This window comes from Reyranella humidisoli (assembly GCF_019039055.1).
Taxonomy (GTDB): Bacteria; Pseudomonadota; Alphaproteobacteria; order Reyranellales; family Reyranellaceae; genus Reyranella; species Reyranella humidisoli.
The window spans coordinates 552583-573180 of record NZ_JAHOPB010000001.1 but is presented as its reverse complement, the minus strand read 5'-3'; the positions used below and the strand labels follow the sequence as shown (position 1 = coordinate 573180).

The window sequence follows — 20598 nt, the reverse complement described above, 5'->3', positions numbered from 1 at the left end:
CGGCGGCGTTTGTATTTCCGGAAACCAGCGATCCGGGATCAGCCCTGCTGCGCGCTGCGGGCCACGCGGACGTTGCGCAGCATCATGCGCTCGCGGATCCACAGGAAGAGCGCGGCGAACGGGAGCCAGCCGATCCAGCGCACGCCCTCGATCAGATACTCGCCCTGCGTCGTCGCCATGAGGTAGTCGACCTGGACCTTCCAGACACTCGACGCGACTTCGAAGCCCAGCATCCAGAGAAGGATGGCCGGCAGCAGCACCGTCAGCGGCTTCATCTGCTCGCTGAGACGCTCGGCGTACCAGGGCGCGAGCGCGATCGAGAAGGCCAGCACCGCCAGCACCAGCTTGGCCGCCGGATGTGCCTCGAACCACGCCACCAGCATCGGCTCGCGGACGATCATCCCGTAGGCGGTCCAGCAGAGCACCGCGCCGCCGATCAGGATCACCGAGGGATAGCGGTCGACCAGCTTGATCACGAGCTGGCTGCCCCAGACGATGATCGGCACGCTGATGGCGAGGCCGATCAGGATCAGCAGGATCGAGCCGTGCGAGGCGCCGCCGATGGCCAGCACGTTGTCGATGCCCATCACCGCGTCGGCGATGACGATGGTGCGCACCGCAGCGGCGAAGCTCGCGGCCGGCGCCTTGACGAGGTGGCTCTCCTCTTCCTTGTCCTGGGGCGTCAGCAGCTTGCGCGCGATCCAGACGAGGGCGAGACCGCCGGCCAGCATGAAGCCCGGGACGGCGAGGATGTAGACGACGAGGATGGCCATCAGGGCGCGGATGGCGATGGCGCCGAAGGTGCCCCAGAAGATGACCCTGTTCTGGCTCTCCTTGGGAAGATTGCGCGCGACCAGGCCGATGATGAGGGCGTTGTCGCCCGCGAGCACGAGGTCGATCAGGATGATGGCCAGGAGCGCCGAAAAGAATGCGCCCGAAAACAGTTCGAGTTCCATGAAAGTCTCCAACAACAAATGAATGAGTACGGCCGCCGCGCGCTTCCCGGGGAAGGGCGGTCGCCGGTGTTTCAGTCAGTCGTCAGAGCTTTATCGGCACCTTCTCGACGCCGTCCTGATGGGCGGAATCGAGGGGTTGGAAGAAGGCGCCGACCACGATGCGGAGGATCATGATCCCCGCGGCCATGACGCCGCCGGCCAGCAACAGTTCCAGCAGGTGCCATTGGCGCATCGCCAGCACGGAGAATTCGCCGCCTAGATCGAAGAAGGCGAATTCCAGTCCGGCCTCGCCCAGCCAGGTCGGATCGACCGCATCGCCGAACGAAGCCAGGATCATGCAGATCACGATCGACGCAACGAACAGCTCGCCGCTCGGAGATACGGTCCGGACGGCGTTGGCGGCGCGATGCGATCGGTGGATCAGGCGCATGGTACGATCACTTTCCTGCCGGCCCGGGTCCAGATCAAGCGCAAAGCGACACGGAAGTTCCGAAATGTCGCAGCCGGCTCAGATCTCCAGTCGCCGCAGTCGGAGTGCATTTCCGATGACGCTCAACGAGCTCAGGGCCATGGCCGCGGCCGCCAGGACCGGGCTCAGCGTAATTCCGAGGACCGGATAGAGTATGCCCGCCGCGATCGGCACGCCGGCCGCGTTGTAGACGAAGGCGAAGAACAGGTTCTGGCGAATGTTGGCCATGGTCGCCCGGGACAGGTGTCGGGCGCGGGCTATGCCCCGCAGGTCGCCCTTCACCAGCGTGACCCCGGCGCTCTCCATGGCGATGTCGGTGCCGGTGCCCATGGCGATGCCGACATCGGCGGCGGCCAGGGCGGGGGCGTCGTTGATGCCGTCTCCGGCCATGGCCACGACGCGCCCCTCGGCCTTCAGCCGCTGGACGATCCGCGCCTTGTCCTCGGGCAGCACCTCGGCTTCGACCGCGTCGATGCCCAGCCGGGCCGCGACCGCGGCGGCACTGCGCCGGTTGTCGCCGGTCAGCATGACGATGTGCAGGCCCGCCTCGCGCAGGCGCGTCAGGGCTTCGGTCGTCGTGTCCTTGATCGGATCGCTCACTGCCAGCAGGCCCGCGACCGATCCACCGACCGCCAGGAGGACGACGGTGGCACCGCCTTCGCGCAACGTATCGGCCCTGGCGTCGGCGGCGGTAACGTCGATGCCGGCCTCGCGGAGGAAGGCGGAATTGCCGAGCAGCAGGCGCCGACCGTCCACCGTACCCGACACGCCCTTGCCGGCGGGCGAGGTGAAGTTTTCTACGCTCGCCGTCGTCACGCCCCGCGCCTGGGCGCCGGCCAGGATCGACGTCGCGATCGGATGCTCGCTGCCGCGTTCGAGGCTGGCGGCCAGCCGCAGGATCTCGTCCTCCGGCAGGTCACCCAGCGTTTCGACCGCCGACAGGGTCGGCTTGCCCAAGGTCAGCGTGCCGGTCTTGTCGACGACCAGCGTGTCGACTTTCTCCAGCCGCTCCAGCGCTTCGGCGTTGCGGATCAGGATGCCGGCGGCGGCGCCGCGGCCGACGCCGACCATGATGGACATCGGCGTTGCGAGGCCCAGCGCGCAGGGGCAGGCGATGATCAGCACGGAGACTGCCGCCACCAGCGCATAGGAGAAGGCCGGTGAGGGACCCCAGATCGACCAGGCGGCGAAGGCGATCACGGCGACGGCGATGACCGTCGGCACGAACCAGCCGGCGACGATGTCGGCCAGGCGCTGGATGGGCGCGCGGCTGCGCTGCGCCTCGGCGACCATGCGCACGATGCGCGACAGCATGGTGTCGCTGCCGACCAGTTCGGCTTTCATCACGAAGCTGCCGCTCACGTTCACCGTGCCGCCGATCACCCTGGCGTCCGTCGCCTTGGACACCGGCATCGGCTCGCCGGTGATGCTCGATTCGTCAACCGAGCCGGCGCCCTCGACGATCGCGCCGTCGACCGGAACCTTTTCGCCAGGCCGCACGCGCAGCCGGTCGCCGACCGCGATCCGGTCGATCGCCACTTCGACATCGTTGCCGTTGGCGTCGATGCGCAGGGCGGTGCGCGGCGCCAGCCCCAGCAGCGCCTTGATGGCGCCGCCGGTCGCATCGCGTGCGCGCAGCTCGAGCACCTGACCCACCAGCACCAGCACGACGATCACGGCGGCCGGCTCGAAATAGACCGGCACCATGCCACCGGCGCCGCGTAGCCCGGCCGGGAACAGGCCGGGCGCGATCGTCGCCACGACGCTGTAGGCCCAGGCGATACCTGTACCGAGCGCGATCAGGGTGAACATGTTGAGGTGGCCGGTGCGAACCGACTGCCACCCGCGAACGAAGAACGGCCAGCCCGCCCACAGGACCACAGGTGTTGCCAGCGCCATCAGCAGCCAGGGCGTCAGGCCGTGCGGCACGAGTCCGTGCAGGTCGAAGAGATGCCCGCCCATGTCGAGCGCCACCAACGGCACGGAGAGCGCGCCGCCGATCCAAAGCCGGCGAGTCATGTCGACCAGTTCTTCGTTCGGTCCGTCGTCGAGCGAGATTTCGGCGGGTTCGAGCGCCATGCCGCAGATCGGGCAGCTTCCCGGACCGACCTGGCGGATTTCGGGATGCATGGGGCAGGTGAAGATCGCACCCGGCGCGACCGGCGGGGCGGGCGGCGCTTCCTCGGGCTTCAGGTAGCGCACCGGATCGGCCGTGAACTTCTGCAGGCACTTGGGATTGCAGAAGTAATAGGTCTGCCCTTCGTGCACCGTGGTGTTCTTCGCACCCTCGATCTTCACTTTCATCCCGCAGACGGGATCGATGGCGACCGCCGGATCGGCGACAGGCGCGTGGGACGCGTGGCAGCAGGTGTGGCTCATGCTTGCTATCTATACCCTACGGGGGTATGGTTCAAGGATGGACGAGAAGCTCAAGAAGTCGCAGCTCGCGCGCCTCAGCCGGATCGAGGGCCAGGTGCGCGGCGTCGCGCGCATGATCGAGGAGGAGCGCTACTGCATCGACGTGCTGACGCAGATCCGCGCCGTGCGCGCCGCGCTCGACAAGGTCGAGCAGGAGACGCTGGGCGATCACCTGCAGCATTGCGTGGCGCACGCCTTCCATGCCGGCTCCGACAAGGACCGGCAGATCAAGATCGACGAGATCCTCGAAGTGCTGGATAGTCGACGGCGCTGACGAGGAATGCCGATGACCCTCATCCGCTCGCTGAGGAAGATCGCACAGGCGCTCCTGCTTGGGTTCGCGATGTGGGTGCTTGCAGCGGGCGCCGCGTCGGCCCACGGCACTCATGCACATGCGGATGAGCGTCCCGTAACCACCAGGACGTCGCAGCCTGTCGCGCATGAGGAGCGGACCGCGCCGGCAACCCCGCCGGAAGCAACGGAAGTTCCTGTCGCGCACAAGGGCGGCCTCTGTCCGGGCGGCGGTGCGGCGGACCACGGCGACGGCTGCTGCACCATTGCCTGCCATGCGGCAGTGGCTGCTGCCGGCGTGGATGAGTGGATAGGCCCCTCAATCTCCTCACCAGTCCCGATGCTCATGAGCGACCTGCTCGAGGGCCGTTGCGGCGACCGTTCGGAACGTCCTCCCAGATACGTCTGATCGCGTTCGCGCCTTGAGCGTGTGCTCGGTCGTGGGTCGTTCGCCGGCCCGCTAGCTCCGACGCCCGACTTGCGCGAACGCAGGGAACTCGCCGCCGTCCGGCCGCGAGCTTGCCCCTGTTTGCGTTCACGTCATCCTCTCCGGGCTTCCGTCATGAAATTCCTGATCCCAGCCATGCTTGCGCTTGGAGTGGCCGCGTGCGCCGCCCCTCCATTGCCCGCGTTGTCGCCTGACGACGCTTCCAGCCCCGATGCCGCCACCGTCGGAACGCCGTACCAGCCGGTGATGTCCGGCACCGCGCCCCACGCGCCCGTCGGCCTGAAGCCGTGGCGGGAACTCAACGATCGCGTGGCGCCCGCGGCGGGGCGGCCGCAATGAGTGCCCTTTCGCGAGTGGCCGGCGCGACCCTTGTCGGCCTGCTGGCTGCCGGATGCGCCCAGTTCACCGACGATGGCGGCATGGCGCCGGTCACGGACGGAATTCGCCGGGAAATCGGACGCGACGTCGTGAAGCTCTCGACGCCGGAAGACGCTCGCCGCGCCCGCGAGCGCGTGCAGGCCCTGCTTGCCGAATCGCTCACAGAGGAGGCGGCCGTTCAGGTCGCGCTCCTGAACAATCGCGGGCTGCAGGCCGCCTACAACGACCTGGGCATCTCGGAAGCCGACTATGTCCAGGCGAGCCTGCCCCCCAATCCCGCGATCGTTCTGAACCGCACCTTCGGCACGGGAAGCTTTGTCGAATTCGGGTTCCAGCTCGTCGGAAACTTGCTCGCCTTCGCGACGCTGCCCGCCAAAACCGAGATCGCGAAGCGCGAGTTCGAGGAGGCGCGCTATCGGGCGATCGCGACGACCCTCAGCCTGACGATCAATGTGAGGCGGGCCTTTATCCGTGCGCTCGCCGCGCAGCAGCGCCTTGCCCTGCTGGAACAGGCGCGCGAAACGGCAAACGCCTCGGCACAGATGATGAAGCAGCTGGGCGAGACCGGTGCCGCCAACAAGCTCGACCAGGCACGCGTCGCCGCCTTCTATGCCGACCTGAGTGTCCAGGTCGCGCAGGCACGGCTGGCGGTCACCACATCGCGAGAGGCTTTGACGCGGATTCTTGGCCTCTGGGGAAGCGATCTCGATTACAGGCTTCCGTCCCGGCTGCCGGTCCTGCCGGCCGCGGTCGAGGCACTGGCCGACGTGGAGATCGATGCGATGAGACGGCGCGTCGACCTGATCATCCTGCGCTACGAGATCGTGACGCTGGCAAAGTCGGCGAATTTCGTGAATGCGACACGCTACCTCTCCTTCCTGGAACTGGGCCTCGGTTATCGCAACGAAATCGAAACCGGCAGCACCGGCGAGCAGACCTCCAAGAACAGGTATGGGATCGAACTCGGTATCGTGATTCCCGTCTTCGATACCGGCCAGGCCCGCCTGACCGCCGCCCAGGAGATCTACATGCGGGCGATCAACAGGCTCGTCGAACGGTCGGTCAATGCCCGTTCGGAGGCTCGTGTCGCCTATTCGACGTATCGCGCGACCTATGACATCGCGAGGTACTACCAGTCGCGCATCGTTCCGCTCCGCCGCCAGATCTCGTCCGAGGTGCTCCTTCGATACAACGGCATGCTGTCCGATGTTTTCGAAGTGCTGATCGATGAGCGCGAGCGGATCAATGCCAGCATTGGGTCGCTCGACGCCCTGCGCGATTACCACCTTGCAGTCGCCGACCTCCAGGCTGCCCTGACCGTCGGCGGCACCGTGCCGCCGTCCGGGGTGATCAACACGACCCCGCCTCCCCAGACCATTCCGCTCGGCCTCTAAGGACAGGAGAACGACATGAGCATTTCCCGCCGCGATCTTGTTGGTGCGTCAGGTCTCGCGCTCCTGGGTGCCGCCGCCGTCAGCGGTCGCGTCCAGGCGCAGTCGATTCCCGAGGCGCCGACCACCACCGCGAACACGATGCAGCCGCCTCTCTATCCGACCAGCGGACCCGACTATCAGCCCGTCGTGACGTTGAACGGATGGACGCTGCCGTGGCGGCAGAATGGCGACTGGAAGGAGTTCCATCTCGTCGCCGAACCGGTCGAGCGCGAGATCGCGCCCGGCATGACGGCGCGGCTGTGGGGCTACAATGGCCAGAGCCCCGGTCCGACGATTGAGGCGGTCGAGGGCGACAAGGTCCGCATCTTCGTGACCAATCGCCTGCCGGAGCACACGACCATCCACTGGCATGGCCAGATCCTGCCCTGCGGCATGGATGGAGTCGGAGGGCTGACGCAGCCTCATATCAAGCCAGGCAAGACCTTCGTCTACGAATTCCAGCTCATGAAGAGCGGGACCTTCATGTACCACCCGCATGCCGACGAGATGGTGCAGATGGCGATGGGCATGATGGGCTTCTTCGTGGTCCATCCCCGCGATCCCAGGCAGCACCGCGTCGACCGCGACTTCGTGTTCCTGCTGAGCGCGTACGACATCGAACCCGGCGCCTACGTGCCGAAAGTCGCCGAGATGCTGAACTTCAACATGTGGACCTGGAACAGCCGGGTCTTTCCCGGCATCGACCCGCTCGTGGTGGCGAAGGGCGACCGCGTGCGCGTGCGCGTGGGCAATCTCACCATGACCAACCACCCGATCCACATGCACGGCTACGACTTCGAGGTCACCTGCACCGACGGCGGTTGGGTACGGCCGGAGGCACGCTGGCCCGAAGTCACGATCGACATTCCGGTGGGCGCCATGCGCGCCTACGAGTTCGACGCGATCCATCCCGGCGACTGGGCGATCCACTGTCACAAATCGCATCACACGATGAACGCGATGGGGCATGGCATCCGCAATTTCATCGGCGTCGACAAGAAGCAGTTCGCCGGACGGATGAAGCGACTGGTGCCCGACTACATGCCGATGGGCAGCGCCGGCATGGCCGACATGGGCGAGATGGAGATGCCGCTGCCGGACAACACGCTGCCGATGATGACCGGCTTCGCCCAGTTCGGCGCTGTCGAGATGGGCGGCATGTTCTCCGTCGTGAAGGTGCGCGAGGGCATCGGATCCAAGGACTACAGGGATCCCGGCTGGTACCAGCATCCACCCGGAACGGTGGCCTGGGAATGGAAAGGGCCGCAGCCCGCCGTTACCCGCGCGCCAACTCCCGCACGGACCGACCGGTCCGGCACCCCGCCGGCGCGCGTGGTCAAACCCTCATCCCATGACTCCCACAAGTAACGCGACCAAGGAGGCAATCGTGAAGGTCGGAATACTCCTGACGGCATCGATCACCGTGGCCCTGTTGACCGCCGTGGCCGTCGCGGCGCCCGGCCATGCTCCGGGCGCAGGCCATGCCCATGGCGAGGAGACGCCGTACGGGAAACCGGGCGATCCGAAAAAGCCGGCGCGCGTCGTCCAGGTCATCTTCCGCGAGAGTGACGGGAAGATGCTGTTCCTCCCTGACAACTTCAAATTCAGGAAGGGCGAGCAGGTCCGCTTCCAGCTCCGCAACAACGGCGTCGTCGATCATGAATTCGTGATCGGCACCGTCGAGGAAAACCTGAAGCACATGAAGGAGATGGAGAAGAACCCCGACATGGAGCACGACGATCCCAACGCCAAGCGCCTGAAACCCAAGGCCACCGGCGAGATTCTATGGCAGTTCACCAGGGCGGGCACGTTCGACGTTTCCTGCCTCATCCCCGGACATCGTCAGGCGGGCATGACCGGCACCATCGTCGTCGAGTGAGTCCTCGCAATAGTGGAGAATTTACATGTTCAGGAAGGTCGTCGCGTCGACACTGGTCACGATCGCATTGTCGGTGTCCGCATGGGCCGATGGCAGCATGGTGCCGGCCGAGGTCGTGAAGGTCGACAAGTCCGCCGGAAAGGTCACCCTCAAGCACGGCCCCATCAAGAGGCTCGACATGGACGCCATGACCATGGTGTTCCGGGTTGCCGATCCGGCCATGCTCGACAGGATGAATACCGGGGACAAGATCGAGTTCGAGGCCGATCGCGTCAACGGCGCCATCACCATCATCAGGCTCGGTAAAGCGCGCTGAGGGCCGTTCGACGAGCTGTCACGTGTCTGAAGGCAATTGCCGGAGCGGCGTGTCCGACGGACCGCTCCGACCGGTCGCAGGGGCGAAGTCGCTCGCGGCGCGCTAGAGTGCGACCCTCTCGTCGAAGGAACGCGTCATGCCCAGAACCAAGATTGCCCTCGCCTGCCAGGGCGGCGGCAGCCAGACCGCCTTTACCGCCGGCGCCCTGAAGGCGCTGTGCCAGGCCCAGGGCCGGCTCCGTGAGGAGTTCGAGTTCGTGGCCATCAGCGGCACCTCGGGCGGCGCCGTGTGCGCCACGCTGCTCTGGTACTCGTTCATGAAGGGCGAGCGGCCGGTGTGGAAGCGCATGATGGATTTCTGGCAGGAGAACACCGCCCAGGGGCCGGTCGAGCATGCGATCAACCGGTTCATCGTGGAGTCGGTGCGGCTGGTGAATGCCGGGATGATGCCGACCCTGCAGCTCAGCCCCTCGTCGCCCATGATGCAGTCGATGATGGAGTTCATGACGGCCGGCCAGCGCATGGGTTTCTCCGACTTCCGAGGGTTGCTGGAGAAGCACATCGACTTCGCGGAGATCGCCTCGTGGGGCCCCCGGCCGCAGCGGCCCGTGCTGATGCTGGGCGCGGCCAACGTGACGAGCGGCGCGCTTGCCAAGTTCGTGTCCGCGCACGAGCCGATCCGCGTCGAGCATGTGCTGGCCTCCTGCGCGGTGCCGAACATTTTTCCCGCGGTGCCGATCGGCGGCGACGCCTACTGGGATGGGCTGTTCTCCGACAATCCGCCCGTCGAGGAACTGCTGCGCCCGCGCTCGGTCGGCGAGGCGAACATTCCCGACGAGATCTGGCTGATCAAGATCAACCCGACCGCCAGCCGGCGCGTGCCGGTGAAGCCAGGAGAGATCATCGACCGGCGCAACCAGCTCGAGGGCAACATCTCGCTGTTCCAGCAACTCGGGCATCTCGAATTCATGAACGACCTGATCCTGGCCGACGCCTTTCGTCCGGAATTCCTGGACCGCTTCGACATCAAGGCGCCGGTGCGCATTCCGAAGTCGTTCCACACCGATATCGCCAAGCCCTACCACATCCCCTGCATCGAGATGCCGGTCGAGCTGCAGGACCTGCTGGATTACGAGGGCAAGATCGATCGCGGCTCGGAGAACATCACCATGCTGATCGCCGAGGGCGAGAAGGCGGCCGAGGTCTTCCTGCGGGAGCGTGCCGCCGCCATCGCGGCATCATCCCTGGGCGAGGACCAGACCGCCGGGCAGGCTGAATCTCGGGAGGGTGATTCCGACCCGCTTCCCCTCAGGCGATGGAAGGAATCCCCGCGGGGGTCGGAATGACGGTCACTGCGGCTCGATCTTCGCGATCTTGACGTAGTCGGCCCACTTGGCCCGCTCGTCGCGGTCCTGCTGGGCGCACTGTTCCAGGGTCAGAGGCTTGGCGGTGAGGGCGAACTCCTCGGTCAGGCGCTTGTTGTTCTCGGGCGCGGTGATGGCCTCGTTGATCAGCGTGTTCAGCCTCTGCTGGATCGGCAGCGGCGTCGCCTTCGGCACCGCGATCGCCAGGAAGCCGGACGTGGTGAATCCGGGGAAGGTTTCGGCGAGGACCGGGATGTCGGGATAGAGCGGGCTGCGGCTGGGCAGCGAGATGGCGAGCGCGCGCGCCTTCTTGTCGACGACCTGGCCACGCCCGGCGGTGAGGTCGACGAACATGAAGTTGATGGCGCCGCCGTAGAGGTCGTTCCAGGCGTTGCCGATCGCCTTGTAGCCGACGCCCTGCCATTCGACGCCGGCCCTCTTGCCCAGCACCTCGGCCGGTACCTGCGAACTGGCGTTGAAATAACCGAAGTTGAGCTTGCCGGGACGCGCCTTGGCGTCGGCCAGCAGATCGGCCAGGGTCTTGTAGGGGCTGTCGGCCGGCACCACGAGGAAGGTGCCGGAGGAGCCGATGATCCCGACGACCGAGAAATCCTTCTCCGGATCGTAGCCCGGGTTCTTGTACATGTGGACGTTGGCGGCGTTGGTCGAGGTCGTGGCCAGCATCAGCGTGTAGCCGTCCGGCGGCGCGACTTTGACCGACATCGCGCCGACGATGCCGTTGGCGCCCGGCTTGTTCTCGACGATGAAGGGCTGGCCGGTCTTCTCCTCGATGTACTTGCCGACCAGGCGCGCGGTGATGTCGCCCGAGCCGCCGGGCGCGAACGGCACGACGATGCGGATCGCTTTCGTGGGGAAGGTTTCGGTCTGCGCGACGGCGGGCAGGGCGGCGAGCAGGGGAAGGGCGAACAGGCTGCGGCGAGACAGCGGCATGCGGAATGTGTCCATGGGTATGAAGTCTAGCGCATCTGCGGCGCATGGACAGCGCGCCGGCTGCAGTCCTACCTTGCAGCCATGTCACAGTCAGGTCGGCCGCCGCTCGACGGCATTCGCATCATCGATTTCTCCCGCGTGATCGCGGGTCCCATGTGTACCCAGATGCTCTCGGACATGGGCGCCGAGGTCATCAAGATCGAGAATCCCGACGGCGGCGACGACACGCGCAAGGGCGCCGGTCCGCGCGCCGGCGGCCCCACCGGCGAGAGCCACTTCTTCATGACCTTCAACAGGGGCAAGAAGAGCGTGGCGCTGGACTTCACCAAGCCCGAGGGCCAGGCGATCGTGCGCAAGCTGCTCGAGAGCGCCGACGTGCTGGTCGAGAACTTCCGGCCCGGCGTGCTGAAGAAGTACGGCTTCGACTATGCCAGCATCGCGGCGAAATACCCGAAGCTGATCTATCTCTCGATTTCGGCCTACGGACAGACCGGGCCGCTCTCGGACCGGCCGGGCTACGATCCCGTGCTGCAGGCCGAATCGGGCATGATGAGCGTCAACGGCGAGGCCGACGGCGAGGGGCTGCGCCACGCCATCGCCATCGTCGACACGATGACGGCGATCCATTCGGTGGCCGCCATCAACGCCGCGCTCTACGCGCGCCGCGACACCAACAAGGGCCAGCACATCGATCTCGCGCTCTACGACACCGCGCTGGTCTCGCTGGGCAACATGGGCGCCTACTACCTGATCGGTGGCGACCAGCCGCGGCGCGCCGGCAACGGTCACTTCGCGTCGGCGCCCAACAGCTCGTTCAACACGTCGAACGGCAAGATCTACATGGCCGTCGCGAACCAGAAGCTGTTCGCCGATACGGCCAGGGCGCTCGGCCGTCCCGAATGGATCACCGACCCGCGCTTCGACACGGTGGCCAATCGCGTCGCCAACAAGCCCGAGCTGACGCGTCTCATGGAAGAGGTTCTGACGACCGACACCAAGGAGAACTGGGCGCAGAAGCTGCGCCATCTCCCGGCCGGCCCGATCCGCACCATGAAGGAGGCGCTGGACGAGCCGGAGGTGAAGCGCCGTGGGATGCTGAAGACCTACAAGCACACCCGCGTCGGCGACGTGCCGCTGATCGGCTCGAACTTCCATTTCTCCGACACGCCGGTCGACGACACGCGCCCGCCGCCGTCGCTGGGCGAGCACACCGATCAGGTGCTGACGGAACTGGCGGGCCTCGGCGCGGCCGAGATCGCGGCGTTGCGCGAGAAGAAGATCGTCGGCTGAAGTTTCAGAGCGAGCGGGAGATTCTTCGCCTCCGGCTCAGGATGACAGGCATCCTCACCTGTCCAGCCACGTCTTCAGGATCAGATTGGTCTCTTCGGGCTTCTCCATCGTGACGAGATGCCCGCACTGTTCGATCACGGCCAGGCTGGCGGCCGGGATGGCCTTGGCGATCTCCTCCGACAGGAACAGCGGCGTCGCCGCGTCGTCGCGGCCGCACACGACCGTGGTCGGGCACCGGATGCGCGGCAGGTCGGGCCGGCGGTCCACGCGGATCGCCGCCAGCTCCTCCTGCCTCTTGTAGATCTCGACGCCGATCTCGCTACACATCGTCATCACCGCGTCGACCAGCGCCTTGTCGGGCAGGCGATAGGCCGGGATGAAGCGCGTCATCTGCATGCCGAGGACGAGTTCGAAGTGTCCCTCGTCGGCGAGGCGGATGCGGGCGCGGCGGACGGCGCGCTCGGCCTCGCTCTGGCTGCGCATGCCGGTGTCGAGCAAAGCGAGCTTCGTCACGCGCGGGGCGGCGAACTGCATGATCTCGACGGCCAGCATGCCGCCCAGCGACAGGCCGGCCAGCGCGAACTTCTCCGCTGGCATCTGGTCGACCACCCAGCGGGCGGCGCTCTCCCAACTGTCCCATATCGAAAGTGGCGCCCTGCGCCAGTCCGGCACGACGATGTCGGCCTGCCCTTCGAGGGCTGCGACCTGCGCGGCAAAGAGGCGTGGCGAGCAGAGTACGCCGGGAACGAGCAGCAAGGGGGGCCTGGTCATTGCTTTCCTCCGACGCGGAGCGTAGCGCAGACGATTGGGCTGCGGTACCAATGGAGCATGCCCGCCGTCTCCGTTCGCGACATCCGTCTCGACCTGTTCCGCGGCCTCGCCCTGTGGTTCATCTTCCTCGACCACATCCCGACCAACATCGTGAGCTGGCTGACCGTCCGCAACTACGGCTTCAGCGACGCCACCGAGATCTTCGTCTTCATCTCCGGCTACACCGCGGTCATCGCCTATGGCCGGATGCTGGACAAGGAGGGCTGGCCGCGCACCGCGGCGCGAATCTACCGCCGGGTCTGGCAGCTCTACGTCGCGCACATCCTGCTGTTCGTGGCCTTCACCGCCCAGATCGCCTGGGTCTCGATCGCGCGCGATGCCCCCGCGCTGATCGAGGAAATGGAATTGCTCGGCCTGGGCCAGAACCCCTACCGCGCGATTCTCGAGGCTGCGCTGCTGAAGTTCCGGCCGGTGAACCTCGACGTGCTGCCGCTCTACATCGTGCTGCTCGCGGCCTTCCCCTGGGTCCTGCCCGTGCTGGTGCGCTGGCCGTGGGCGGTGATCGCCGTCTCGGTCGTGCTCTATGTCGTGACCTGCCGCTACAACTGGAGCCTGCCGGCCTATCCCGACGAAAAGGTCTGGTATTTCAACCCCATGGCCTGGCAGGTCGTGTTCCATGTCGGGGCGGCGTGTGCCGTGTTCGGGCCCGGACTGTCCCGACTAGACCGATACCGCACGCCCCTGACGATCCTCGCCGTCGCTTTCGTGCTCTTCGCGGCCCTGATCGCCCTGTCCTGGCAGTACAATCCGCTGGAACGGCTGATCCCGACCTGGGTGGTGCGGGTCATCTATCCGATCGACAAGACCAACATCGACGTCCTGAGATTCCTGCACTTTCTGGCCGTCGCCTGGCTGGTCCGGATCGCCGTGCCGATGGACGCGCCCGCCCTGAAATGGCCGATCTGGCAGCCACTTCGCAGATGCGGGGAGGCGTCCTTGCTTATATTCTGCATCGGGACCTTCCTGGCGCTGAGTGGCCAGGTGATCGTTGGCCATTATGAAGATTCGATCTTGTCGCAGATTCTTGTGAGCATTGTGGGCATCGGGATCATGTGCCTGGCCGCCTATATCGCCGCCTGGTTCAAGGGTGGAGGAACGCGTATGCCGCCGCGTCTGCCCGCCCTCGCCGGGGCCTCCCGATGAAGCGTGCCTTCGCCCTGCTGGCCGCGGCCTTCGGGCTTGTCCTGGCAACTGCGGCAGCCGGTCCGGCCTTTGCCCAGTCGATGACGCTCTGCCGCGCCAAGCCCGCCCTGCTCGAACTCGGCACCACCCTGCCGATCTCGCGCAAGGCGATGGCCGAGAAGAAGGTGCTGCGGATCATCGCGCTGGGCTCGTCGACGACGGCCGGCTACGGCGTCTCCAACCCGGCCTATGCTTTCCCCACCCAGCTCCGCATCGGCCTGGAGAAGGCGCTGCCCGGCATCGACATCGAGGTGATCAACCGCGGCATCGGCGGGCAGGACGTCGAGGAGATGGCCGCCCGCATGCGCACCGAGATGGAAGGCAATCCGGCTTCCCTCGTCATCTGGCAGACCGGGACCAACGCGGCCATCCGCCAGATGCCGATCGAGAAGTTCGATTCGACCCTGCGCGCGGGCCTCAAGCTCGGCACGTCGCTGGGAGCGGACTTCGTGCTGATGAACCTGCAATACGTGCCGGCGGTGGTCGCCGCGCCCGACAAGGAAGCCTACGAGAAGGCCATGGCCGGCGCGGCCAAGGATTTTTCCGCCGGGCTGTTCCGGCGCTACGACATCATGCGCAGCTGGTACGACGACGGCATGCCCTACGCCCAGTTCGTGCAGCTCGACGGGTTGCACCTCAACGATTTCGGCCAGAAGTGCATCGGCCGGCTCCTGACCCGCTCGATCCTCGGTGCGCTCACCGGTCCCTGAAACAAGAAGACGCTCCATGCCCCGCCGTTTCGTCGACCTGTCGATCTATCTCGAGAATGACGTGATCTCCGATCCGCCTCCGTTCGGGCCGAAGATCCAGTATCACAAGCATGCCGACACGGCGGGCCAGATCGCCGGCTTCTTTCCGGGCCTCAAGAAGGAAGACCTGCCCGACGGCGCCGGCTGGGCGGTCGAGAACGTCAACCTCTCGACCCACAATGGCACCCATCTCGACGCGCCCTATCACTTCCATCCGACGATGAACAAGGGCGAGCGCGCCATCACCATCGACGAGGTGCCTCTCGAATGGTGCTTCCAGCCCGGCGTGAAGCTCGACTTCCGCGACAAGCCCGACGGCCATGTCATCACCGCCGCCGAGGTCGAGGCGGAGCTGAAGCGGATCGGACACGAGCTGAAGCCTCTGGAGATCGTCGTGGTCAACACGCGCGCCGGCTCGCGCTATGGCAACGACGACTACGTCAATTCCGGCTGCGGCATGGGCTACGACGCCACGATCTTTCTGCTGGAGAAGGGCGTGCGCCTGACGGGCACCGACGCCTGGAGCTGGGATGCGCCGTTCTACTTCACCGCCCAGAAATGGGCCAAGGACCACGACCCGTCGATCATCTGGGAAGGCCACAAGGCCGGTCGCGACATCGGCTACTGCCATCTCGAGAAGCTGCACAATCTCGAATCGCTGCCCGGCGACGGCTTCACCATCGCCTGCTTCCCGCACAAGATCCGTGGCGCTTCGGCAGGCTGGACCCGTGCCGTCGCGATATTTGAAGAATAGCTAAAGAGAGGCTGGCCGGCGCGCGAACAGGAGCGCCACGCCGAGTGCTGCGATCGCACCGCCCGCGCCCGTTCGCAGACGGCGCAGCAGCGTGGGTCGTCCGACGGCGATCGAGCGGGCTCGCGACGCCAGTATCGCGACCACGACGTCGACGGCGGTGTTGAGCACCACGGAGATCAGGCCCAGCAGCAGGAACTGCAGCCAGACGGGACCGGCCGACGGATCGACGAATTGGGGGAGGAAGGCCAGGAAGAAGGCAGCGGTCTTGGGATTGAGCGCCTCGACGAGGATGCCTTCGCGAAAGGCCCTGGCCGCGCCGGTCGTCGTCACTTTAGCCTCGAACGGCTGGCGCGCCTCGCGGATTGCCTTGATGCCGATCCAGACGAGATAGAGTGCGCCGGCGAGCTTCAGGATCGTGAAGGCCTCGGCGCTTGCCATCACCAGCGCGGACACGCCGACGGCGCCCGCTGCGACATGGACCAACCCGCCCAGCCCCGTGCCGAAGCTGGAGGCCAGGCCTTCGCCGCGGCCACCGGCCAGCGTGCGTGCCGCGACGTAGAAGATGCCCGGGCCCGGCGATACGGCGATCGCCAGGGCCGCAGCCGAAAAGAGTGCGAGGTTCGCGAGATCCATCGCCGCTTACGGCAGCGGGTCGGGTTCGCCCGGCGGCAGCGGCACTTCGAAGACGTTGAGCGTCATCGAGACCAGCATGTAGTAGCCGCAAACGCCGACCAGATCGACGACGCCCTGTTCGCCGAACGCGTCGATGGCGCGTTTGTAGTTGGCCGGCGCGACGCGGTTGGTTTCGAGATACTCGGTGACGAAGTCGTAGACGACCTTCTCGACGTCGCGCTTGAACGGCGGCGTGGCGCGCAGGCGGACTGCCTCGATGATGTCTTCAGAGAGGCCGGCTTCCCTGGCCAGCCGCGCATGGGCGTAGAACTCGAACTGCGCCTTGAAGTGACGGCCGACCAGGCAGATCGCGAGTTCCGAGAGGTCGCGCGGCAGCGTGTTGTGGAAGCGGCAGTATTCGCCGAGCTTCTGGGCGCGGTCGGCCAGCACCGGGCTGCGCAGCCACGGCTCGAACGGCCCGCGCAGGCCGCCGCGCGGACCGGTCATGATCGCATCGGCGACCTTCTTCTGTTCGGGAGCGAGTTTGTTCAGGTCGAGCGGAGCCAGACGCGGCATGACGTTTCCTTTGTTGTCGATTTTCGGTGATTTCTAGAGCGGGCAGCCGGCGTCGGCGACGCGGTTGGCATCGGCATTGTCGAAGATATGGTTCACGATCGACAGACCGCCCGCCATGGCCTGGCTCGAACGGACGCTGCAGGAGCCGGTCGCCGTCCAGAGCACCTTGCCGCCGCTGGCTTCGTAGAGCGTGAGCGAGACGCGCAGCGTCGCGCCCGAAGGCGCCGCCGGGATGGTGTCGCGCCGGCCGATCGGATTGGCGGGCAGCATGAGGCGCGGATTGGCGCCGGTCTCGTAGTCCTGACTCTGCATCATCGGCATATCGCGGTCGGCGCCGCCGGACAGGTCGAAGTAGCTCACGTCCATGCGCATGATGTTGCCGCCGCTGAAGCCGACCTGGTTGCCGCGCTGGCCGAGGCGGACCATGACCTGGCGGCGCAGCTCGCGCGCGAGATGCGTGTCGGAGGTGAGCTGGACGGCGATCTTGACCTTGGGAATCTTCTGGTAGGCCTTGATTTCGATTTGGCCGAGCTTCGGCCCGGATCCCAGCCCGTAGCCCTGCGCCGAGACCGGCGCGGCGAAGCAGAGTGCCGAGAGCGCGACAAGAGTGGCGGCAATGCGCATGCGTCTTTCCCCTAACGTCCCTCGACCGCCGTCAGCCTGCTCCAGCCGGCTTCATCCCGGTCGAGCATGCGCTTCAGCGATTCGAAATGCAGGAAGGCCTGCTGCGCCTCGCCCGCGATCTGCCTGGCCGTATGCTCGGCCATCGCCTCGTCGATATTGTGCAGTTCCCGGCCGGTCTGCATCGCCAGCACCTGCACCATCGCCGCACGTTCGAGGTAATAAAGGTCGTCGTAGGCTTGGGCAACGGTCGGGCCCGAGACGATGACGCCGTGGTTGCGCAGGAACAGGATGTCCTTGTCGCCCATTGCCCGACACATCCGCTCGCCCTCGTCGTTGGACAGCGCCACGCCGCCGTACTTCTCGTCGTAGGCGATGCGGCCCCAGTAGCGGAAGGCGTTCTGGGTGCACATCTCGATGCGGCCGTCGCGGATCGAGGTCAGGGCCGTCGCATAGGGCATGTGGGTGTGCAGAACGACCTTGGCCCGCGGGTTGCCGGCATGGATGCGGGCATGGATGTAGAAGGCGGTCGGCTCGACCTCGTACTTGCCCTCGACGATGTTGCCCTCGCCGTCGGCCATCACGATGTCGGACGGCGTGATCTCCGACCAGTGCAGCCCTTGCGGATTGACCAGGAACAGGTCCTCGCGGCCGGGCACGGTCATGCTGAAGTGATTGCACACCCCTTCGTTCAGTCCGTGCCGTGCCGCCGCTCGCAGCGCGGTGGTCAGGTCGATCCGCGCCTGGGTGACCGGGTCGTTCGCCAGCATCTTGGGGAGCTCCATCTTCGACGGCCGTTGCAGCGCCGATGATGCGGCTTCCTGCAATCGGGGCCAAGGAAAATTGGAGCGATCAGGCCGGCGAGGAGCGAACCGGCCCGCCGGTCGCCGAAATCTCGCGCACCAGCTTGGTGCGGACCGCGCGGCCGAAATGGTCGAAATTGTCGGCGACGATGATGAACGATCCCGGCCCGCCGATGACGCTCTCCTCGTAATACCTGTCGAGCGTGAGGTCGGGCGGGCGGCCGAAGTTGGTGCGGTTCATCATCACCGGCAGGCCGTTCACGACAATGCCCTGCGATACCAGCTTGTCACGGACGATTTCCGCCGGCGGGCCGTCGTTGGTGCGGCCGTCGCCGGACACGTCGATGACGCGGCGCTTGGCGACGAAAGGCGAATTCTCGAAGCGCTGGCCGGCATGGGCGAGGGCGGCGCCGACGGCGGTCCAGCTCTGCGACGCGCGCGGCGCCTCCGCGAGCTTCTCGGCGAAGCGCCGCGCGGCACCCGGCGTGTCGATCACGGTCCAGTCCAGGACGACGACCTGATAGTGCGTGCCGGCCCATTCCGTGTAGCAGACGGCAATGCGCTTGTGCTCGCCCGACAGGATGGCGTCGATGACGCGATCGTTGGTCAGGGCCTCGATATAGCCGCGCCGCTGAAGCTCGGCCTCAATCTCGTCGATGGAACGGGAGACGTCGACGGCCAGGACGAGTTGCAGGTCGACCGGTGTCTGGGCGCGGGCCGGCGTTCCCGCCGCCAGCGCCGCCAAGGAGCCTACGAGCGCCGATCGTCGCTTCATGCCCACCTCCGTCGATAACGGAAGCATAACACCGTAATGCCCGACTCAAAGAAAAACGCCGGAGGTTTCCCTCCGGCGCTCTCGTCGACTGACAGGTCAGTCCGATTTCTACTGGTCGTCGTCGAAGCCACGCTTGCGGGGCTCGTAGTCGCGCTCGCGGCGCGGACGGTCCGGAGCACCGCCGCCGCCGTGACGACGCGGCGGCTTGCCGAAGTCGCCACCAGCGGGGGGAGCCGCTCCGCTATTGTCGTAGCCGCCACCCTGCGGGGGCGCGCCGGAGAAGTCGGCACGACGATCGCGCATCGGGCCGCCGTCGCTGGCACCAGGACCGGCACCGCGGTAACCGCCGCCGCCGCCACCGTAGCCACCGCCGCCGCCTTCGCGACCGCCACCACCGTAGCCACCGCCGCCGCCTTCGCGACCGCCGCCACCGTAGCCGCCGCCACCGCCGCCGCGATAACCACCACCGCCGCCGCCGTCACGACCGCCACCACCGTAGCCGCCGCCACCACCGCCGCCGCCGTAGCCACCACCGCCGCCACCGCCGTAGGGCGGACGCGGGCCGCGCGGACGGAAGCCACCGCCATCACGGCCGCCGCCACCACCACCGCCACCGTAGCCACCGCCGCCGCCGCCACCACCGGGCTGACGCTCGACCGCTTCACGGACCGCGATCGAGCGGCCATCCAACAACGCGCCGTTCATGGCCTGCATGGCCGAGGCGCCCTGGTCATCGGTTTCCATCTCGAGGAACGCGAAGCCGCGGCTGCGGCCGGTCTCGCGATCCACGATCACTTTCGAGGTTGTAACGGTGCCGAACTGAGAGAAGGCTTCTTGCAGACGCTCAGACGTGACCGAATAGGGCAGGTTGCCCACAAACAATTTGCGACTCATTCAAGGCTCTTGGCTGGAGGAAGAATCGAGCGGAGTCCGGCGCGCGCTTGCTGGACGATTGCGTCCAAGCGTTTCGATGACCTTTGACAGATGACCAAGTAGCTCACGGGAAGACGTTGACCGGTATCGCGCTCCGCGACTGTGCCGAGACTCATGATGATGCTCGTCGGCTAGTGTCGCAATGCAGCACTTATGCGCCGATTCCCATCATGAGTCCACCGCTGCGGCGGGGTTGAGGCGCAACGAAGCACGGCACACAATCGTCCCGGATCCGGGAGGGATTGGAAAATGATCGTCGACCATCGAACCTATGAACTGCAGCCGGGCCGGCTGCGCGACTTCCTCGCGCTCTACGAAAAAGAGGGCCTGCCGGTCCAGCTGAAGCATCTCGGCAATCTGGTCGGCTACTATACGACCGAGGTCGGCAACGTGAACGAGATCGTTCACATCTGGGGCTACGAGGATCTCGCCGACCGCACGAAGCGCCGTGCGGCGATGGCCGCCGATCCCGCCTGGCAGGCCTATTTGCAGAAAAGCCGAGAATATATGAAGCACATGAATAACAAGATATTGGTGCCCACCACCTTCTCACCCACGAAGTAAGGGAAA

24 protein-coding genes are annotated in these 20598 nt (G+C 66.3%); 13 read left to right on the top strand and 11 right to left on the bottom strand.

Annotated features, from left to right (window positions below):
* Positions 1-38: 38 nt before the first annotated feature.
* The 3 genes from KQ910_RS02835 to KQ910_RS02825 all read right to left on the bottom strand — a co-directional run bounded on the left by KQ910_RS02835 (position 39) and on the right by KQ910_RS02825 (position 3804).
* Complete coding sequence (locus tag KQ910_RS02835) at positions 39-956, bottom strand: TerC family protein (RefSeq protein ID WP_216956975.1); 918 nt, start codon at positions 954-956, stop codon at positions 39-41.
* 82 nt (positions 957-1038) lie between these two features.
* Positions 1039-1386: a hypothetical protein gene (locus KQ910_RS02830; RefSeq protein ID WP_216956973.1), complete on the bottom strand. Its 348-nt coding sequence runs from the start codon at positions 1384-1386 to the stop codon at positions 1039-1041.
* Positions 1387-1464: 78 nt separating this feature from the next.
* Positions 1465-3804 (bottom strand): heavy metal translocating P-type ATPase, encoded by a 2340-nt coding sequence (locus KQ910_RS02825; protein ID WP_216956971.1) that lies wholly within the window; start codon positions 3802-3804, stop codon positions 1465-1467.
* Between the two features lie 37 nt (positions 3805-3841).
* Here KQ910_RS02825 and KQ910_RS02820 point away from each other — a divergent pair, with 37 nt between their 5' ends.
* The 8 genes from KQ910_RS02820 (at position 3842) to KQ910_RS02785 (ending at position 9933) form a co-directional block, all read left to right on the top strand.
* On the top strand, positions 3842-4117 hold the full coding sequence (locus tag KQ910_RS02820) for a metal-sensitive transcriptional regulator (protein ID WP_068195219.1): 276 nt from the start codon (positions 3842-3844) through the stop codon (positions 4115-4117).
* A 12-nt stretch (positions 4118-4129) separates the two neighbouring features.
* Positions 4130-4543 (top strand): hypothetical protein, encoded by a 414-nt coding sequence (locus KQ910_RS02815; RefSeq protein ID WP_216956970.1) that lies wholly within the window; start codon positions 4130-4132, stop codon positions 4541-4543.
* Positions 4544-4696: 153 nt separating this feature from the next.
* Complete coding sequence (locus KQ910_RS02810) at positions 4697-4921, top strand: hypothetical protein (RefSeq protein ID WP_216956968.1); 225 nt, start codon at positions 4697-4699, stop codon at positions 4919-4921.
* Positions 4922-4935: 14 nt separating this feature from the next.
* A complete protein-coding gene (locus KQ910_RS02805; RefSeq protein ID WP_369408276.1) occupies positions 4936-6354 on the top strand; it encodes a TolC family protein in 1419 nt (472 codons plus the stop codon).
* Between the two features lie 15 nt (positions 6355-6369).
* Positions 6370-7761, top strand: coding sequence for a multicopper oxidase family protein (locus KQ910_RS02800; RefSeq protein ID WP_216956964.1), 1392 nt, complete (start codon positions 6370-6372; stop codon positions 7759-7761).
* Between the two features lie 19 nt (positions 7762-7780).
* A complete protein-coding gene (locus KQ910_RS02795) occupies positions 7781-8272 on the top strand; it encodes a cupredoxin domain-containing protein (protein ID WP_369408275.1) in 492 nt (163 codons plus the stop codon).
* Between the two features lie 25 nt (positions 8273-8297).
* The gene (locus KQ910_RS02790) at positions 8298-8588 is read left to right on the top strand and encodes a copper-binding protein (protein WP_216956960.1); all 291 of its coding nucleotides are present in this window, start codon (positions 8298-8300) and stop codon (positions 8586-8588) included.
* A 136-nt stretch (positions 8589-8724) separates the two neighbouring features.
* Positions 8725-9933, top strand: coding sequence for a patatin-like phospholipase family protein (locus KQ910_RS02785; protein ID WP_216956958.1), 1209 nt, complete (start codon positions 8725-8727; stop codon positions 9931-9933).
* Between the two features lie 3 nt (positions 9934-9936).
* Here the strand turns inward: KQ910_RS02785 and KQ910_RS02780 are convergent, their stop codons facing one another.
* A complete protein-coding gene (locus KQ910_RS02780; RefSeq protein ID WP_216956956.1) occupies positions 9937-10902 on the bottom strand; it encodes a Bug family tripartite tricarboxylate transporter substrate binding protein in 966 nt (321 codons plus the stop codon).
* 81 nt (positions 10903-10983) lie between these two features.
* On the opposite strand from KQ910_RS02780, the gene KQ910_RS02775 reads away from it, so the two are divergent.
* On the top strand, positions 10984-12192 hold the full coding sequence (locus KQ910_RS02775; protein WP_216956955.1) for a CaiB/BaiF CoA transferase family protein: 1209 nt from the start codon (positions 10984-10986) through the stop codon (positions 12190-12192).
* A gap of 54 nt (positions 12193-12246) precedes the next feature.
* On the opposite strand, the gene KQ910_RS02770 is transcribed toward KQ910_RS02775, so the two are convergent.
* Complete coding sequence (locus KQ910_RS02770; protein ID WP_216956953.1) at positions 12247-12963, bottom strand: alpha/beta fold hydrolase; 717 nt, start codon at positions 12961-12963, stop codon at positions 12247-12249.
* 57 nt (positions 12964-13020) lie between these two features.
* Here KQ910_RS02770 and KQ910_RS02765 point away from each other — a divergent pair, with 57 nt between their 5' ends.
* Genes KQ910_RS02765 through KQ910_RS02755 form a run of 3 tightly spaced genes read left to right on the top strand, consistent with a single transcriptional unit; the run spans position 13021 to position 15708 of the window.
* Positions 13021-14166 carry an OpgC domain-containing protein gene (locus KQ910_RS02765; protein WP_216956951.1) on the top strand — a complete coding sequence of 382 codons (1146 nt, stop codon included), beginning with the start codon at positions 13021-13023 and terminating at the stop codon, positions 14164-14166.
* Entirely contained in the window at positions 14163-14915 is a 753-nt protein-coding gene (locus KQ910_RS02760; protein WP_216956949.1) for an SGNH/GDSL hydrolase family protein, read from the top strand. The genes KQ910_RS02765 and KQ910_RS02760 overlap by 4 nt, the downstream gene beginning before the upstream one ends.
* A gap of 16 nt (positions 14916-14931) precedes the next feature.
* Positions 14932-15708, top strand: a complete 777-nt coding sequence (locus KQ910_RS02755; RefSeq protein WP_216956948.1) for a cyclase family protein — start codon at positions 14932-14934, stop codon at positions 15706-15708.
* On the opposite strand, the gene KQ910_RS02750 is transcribed toward KQ910_RS02755, so the two are convergent.
* The 6 genes from KQ910_RS02750 to KQ910_RS02725 form a co-directional block, all read right to left on the bottom strand.
* The gene (locus KQ910_RS02750; protein ID WP_216956946.1) at positions 15709-16341 is read right to left on the bottom strand and encodes a LysE family translocator; all 633 of its coding nucleotides are present in this window, start codon (positions 16339-16341) and stop codon (positions 15709-15711) included.
* 6 nt (positions 16342-16347) lie between these two features.
* Entirely contained in the window at positions 16348-16896 is a 549-nt protein-coding gene (locus tag KQ910_RS02745) for a carboxymuconolactone decarboxylase family protein (RefSeq protein WP_216956944.1), read from the bottom strand.
* Positions 16897-16929: 33 nt separating this feature from the next.
* Positions 16930-17520, bottom strand: coding sequence for a hypothetical protein (locus KQ910_RS02740; RefSeq protein WP_216956942.1), 591 nt, complete (start codon positions 17518-17520; stop codon positions 16930-16932).
* An 11-nt stretch (positions 17521-17531) separates the two neighbouring features.
* Entirely contained in the window at positions 17532-18287 is a 756-nt protein-coding gene (locus KQ910_RS02735; protein WP_229600301.1) for an aldolase, read from the bottom strand.
* Positions 18288-18369: 82 nt separating this feature from the next.
* Positions 18370-19095 (bottom strand): DUF1194 domain-containing protein, encoded by a 726-nt coding sequence (locus KQ910_RS02730; RefSeq protein WP_216956938.1) that lies wholly within the window; start codon positions 19093-19095, stop codon positions 18370-18372.
* Between the two features lie 108 nt (positions 19096-19203).
* Positions 19204-19989 carry an RNA recognition motif domain-containing protein gene (locus KQ910_RS02725; RefSeq protein WP_216956936.1) on the bottom strand — a complete coding sequence of 262 codons (786 nt, stop codon included), beginning with the start codon at positions 19987-19989 and terminating at the stop codon, positions 19204-19206.
* A 288-nt stretch (positions 19990-20277) separates the two neighbouring features.
* On the opposite strand from KQ910_RS02725, the gene KQ910_RS02720 reads away from it, so the two are divergent.
* Complete coding sequence (locus KQ910_RS02720; protein ID WP_216956933.1) at positions 20278-20592, top strand: NIPSNAP family protein; 315 nt, start codon at positions 20278-20280, stop codon at positions 20590-20592.
* The last annotated feature ends 6 nt before the right edge of the window (positions 20593-20598 follow it).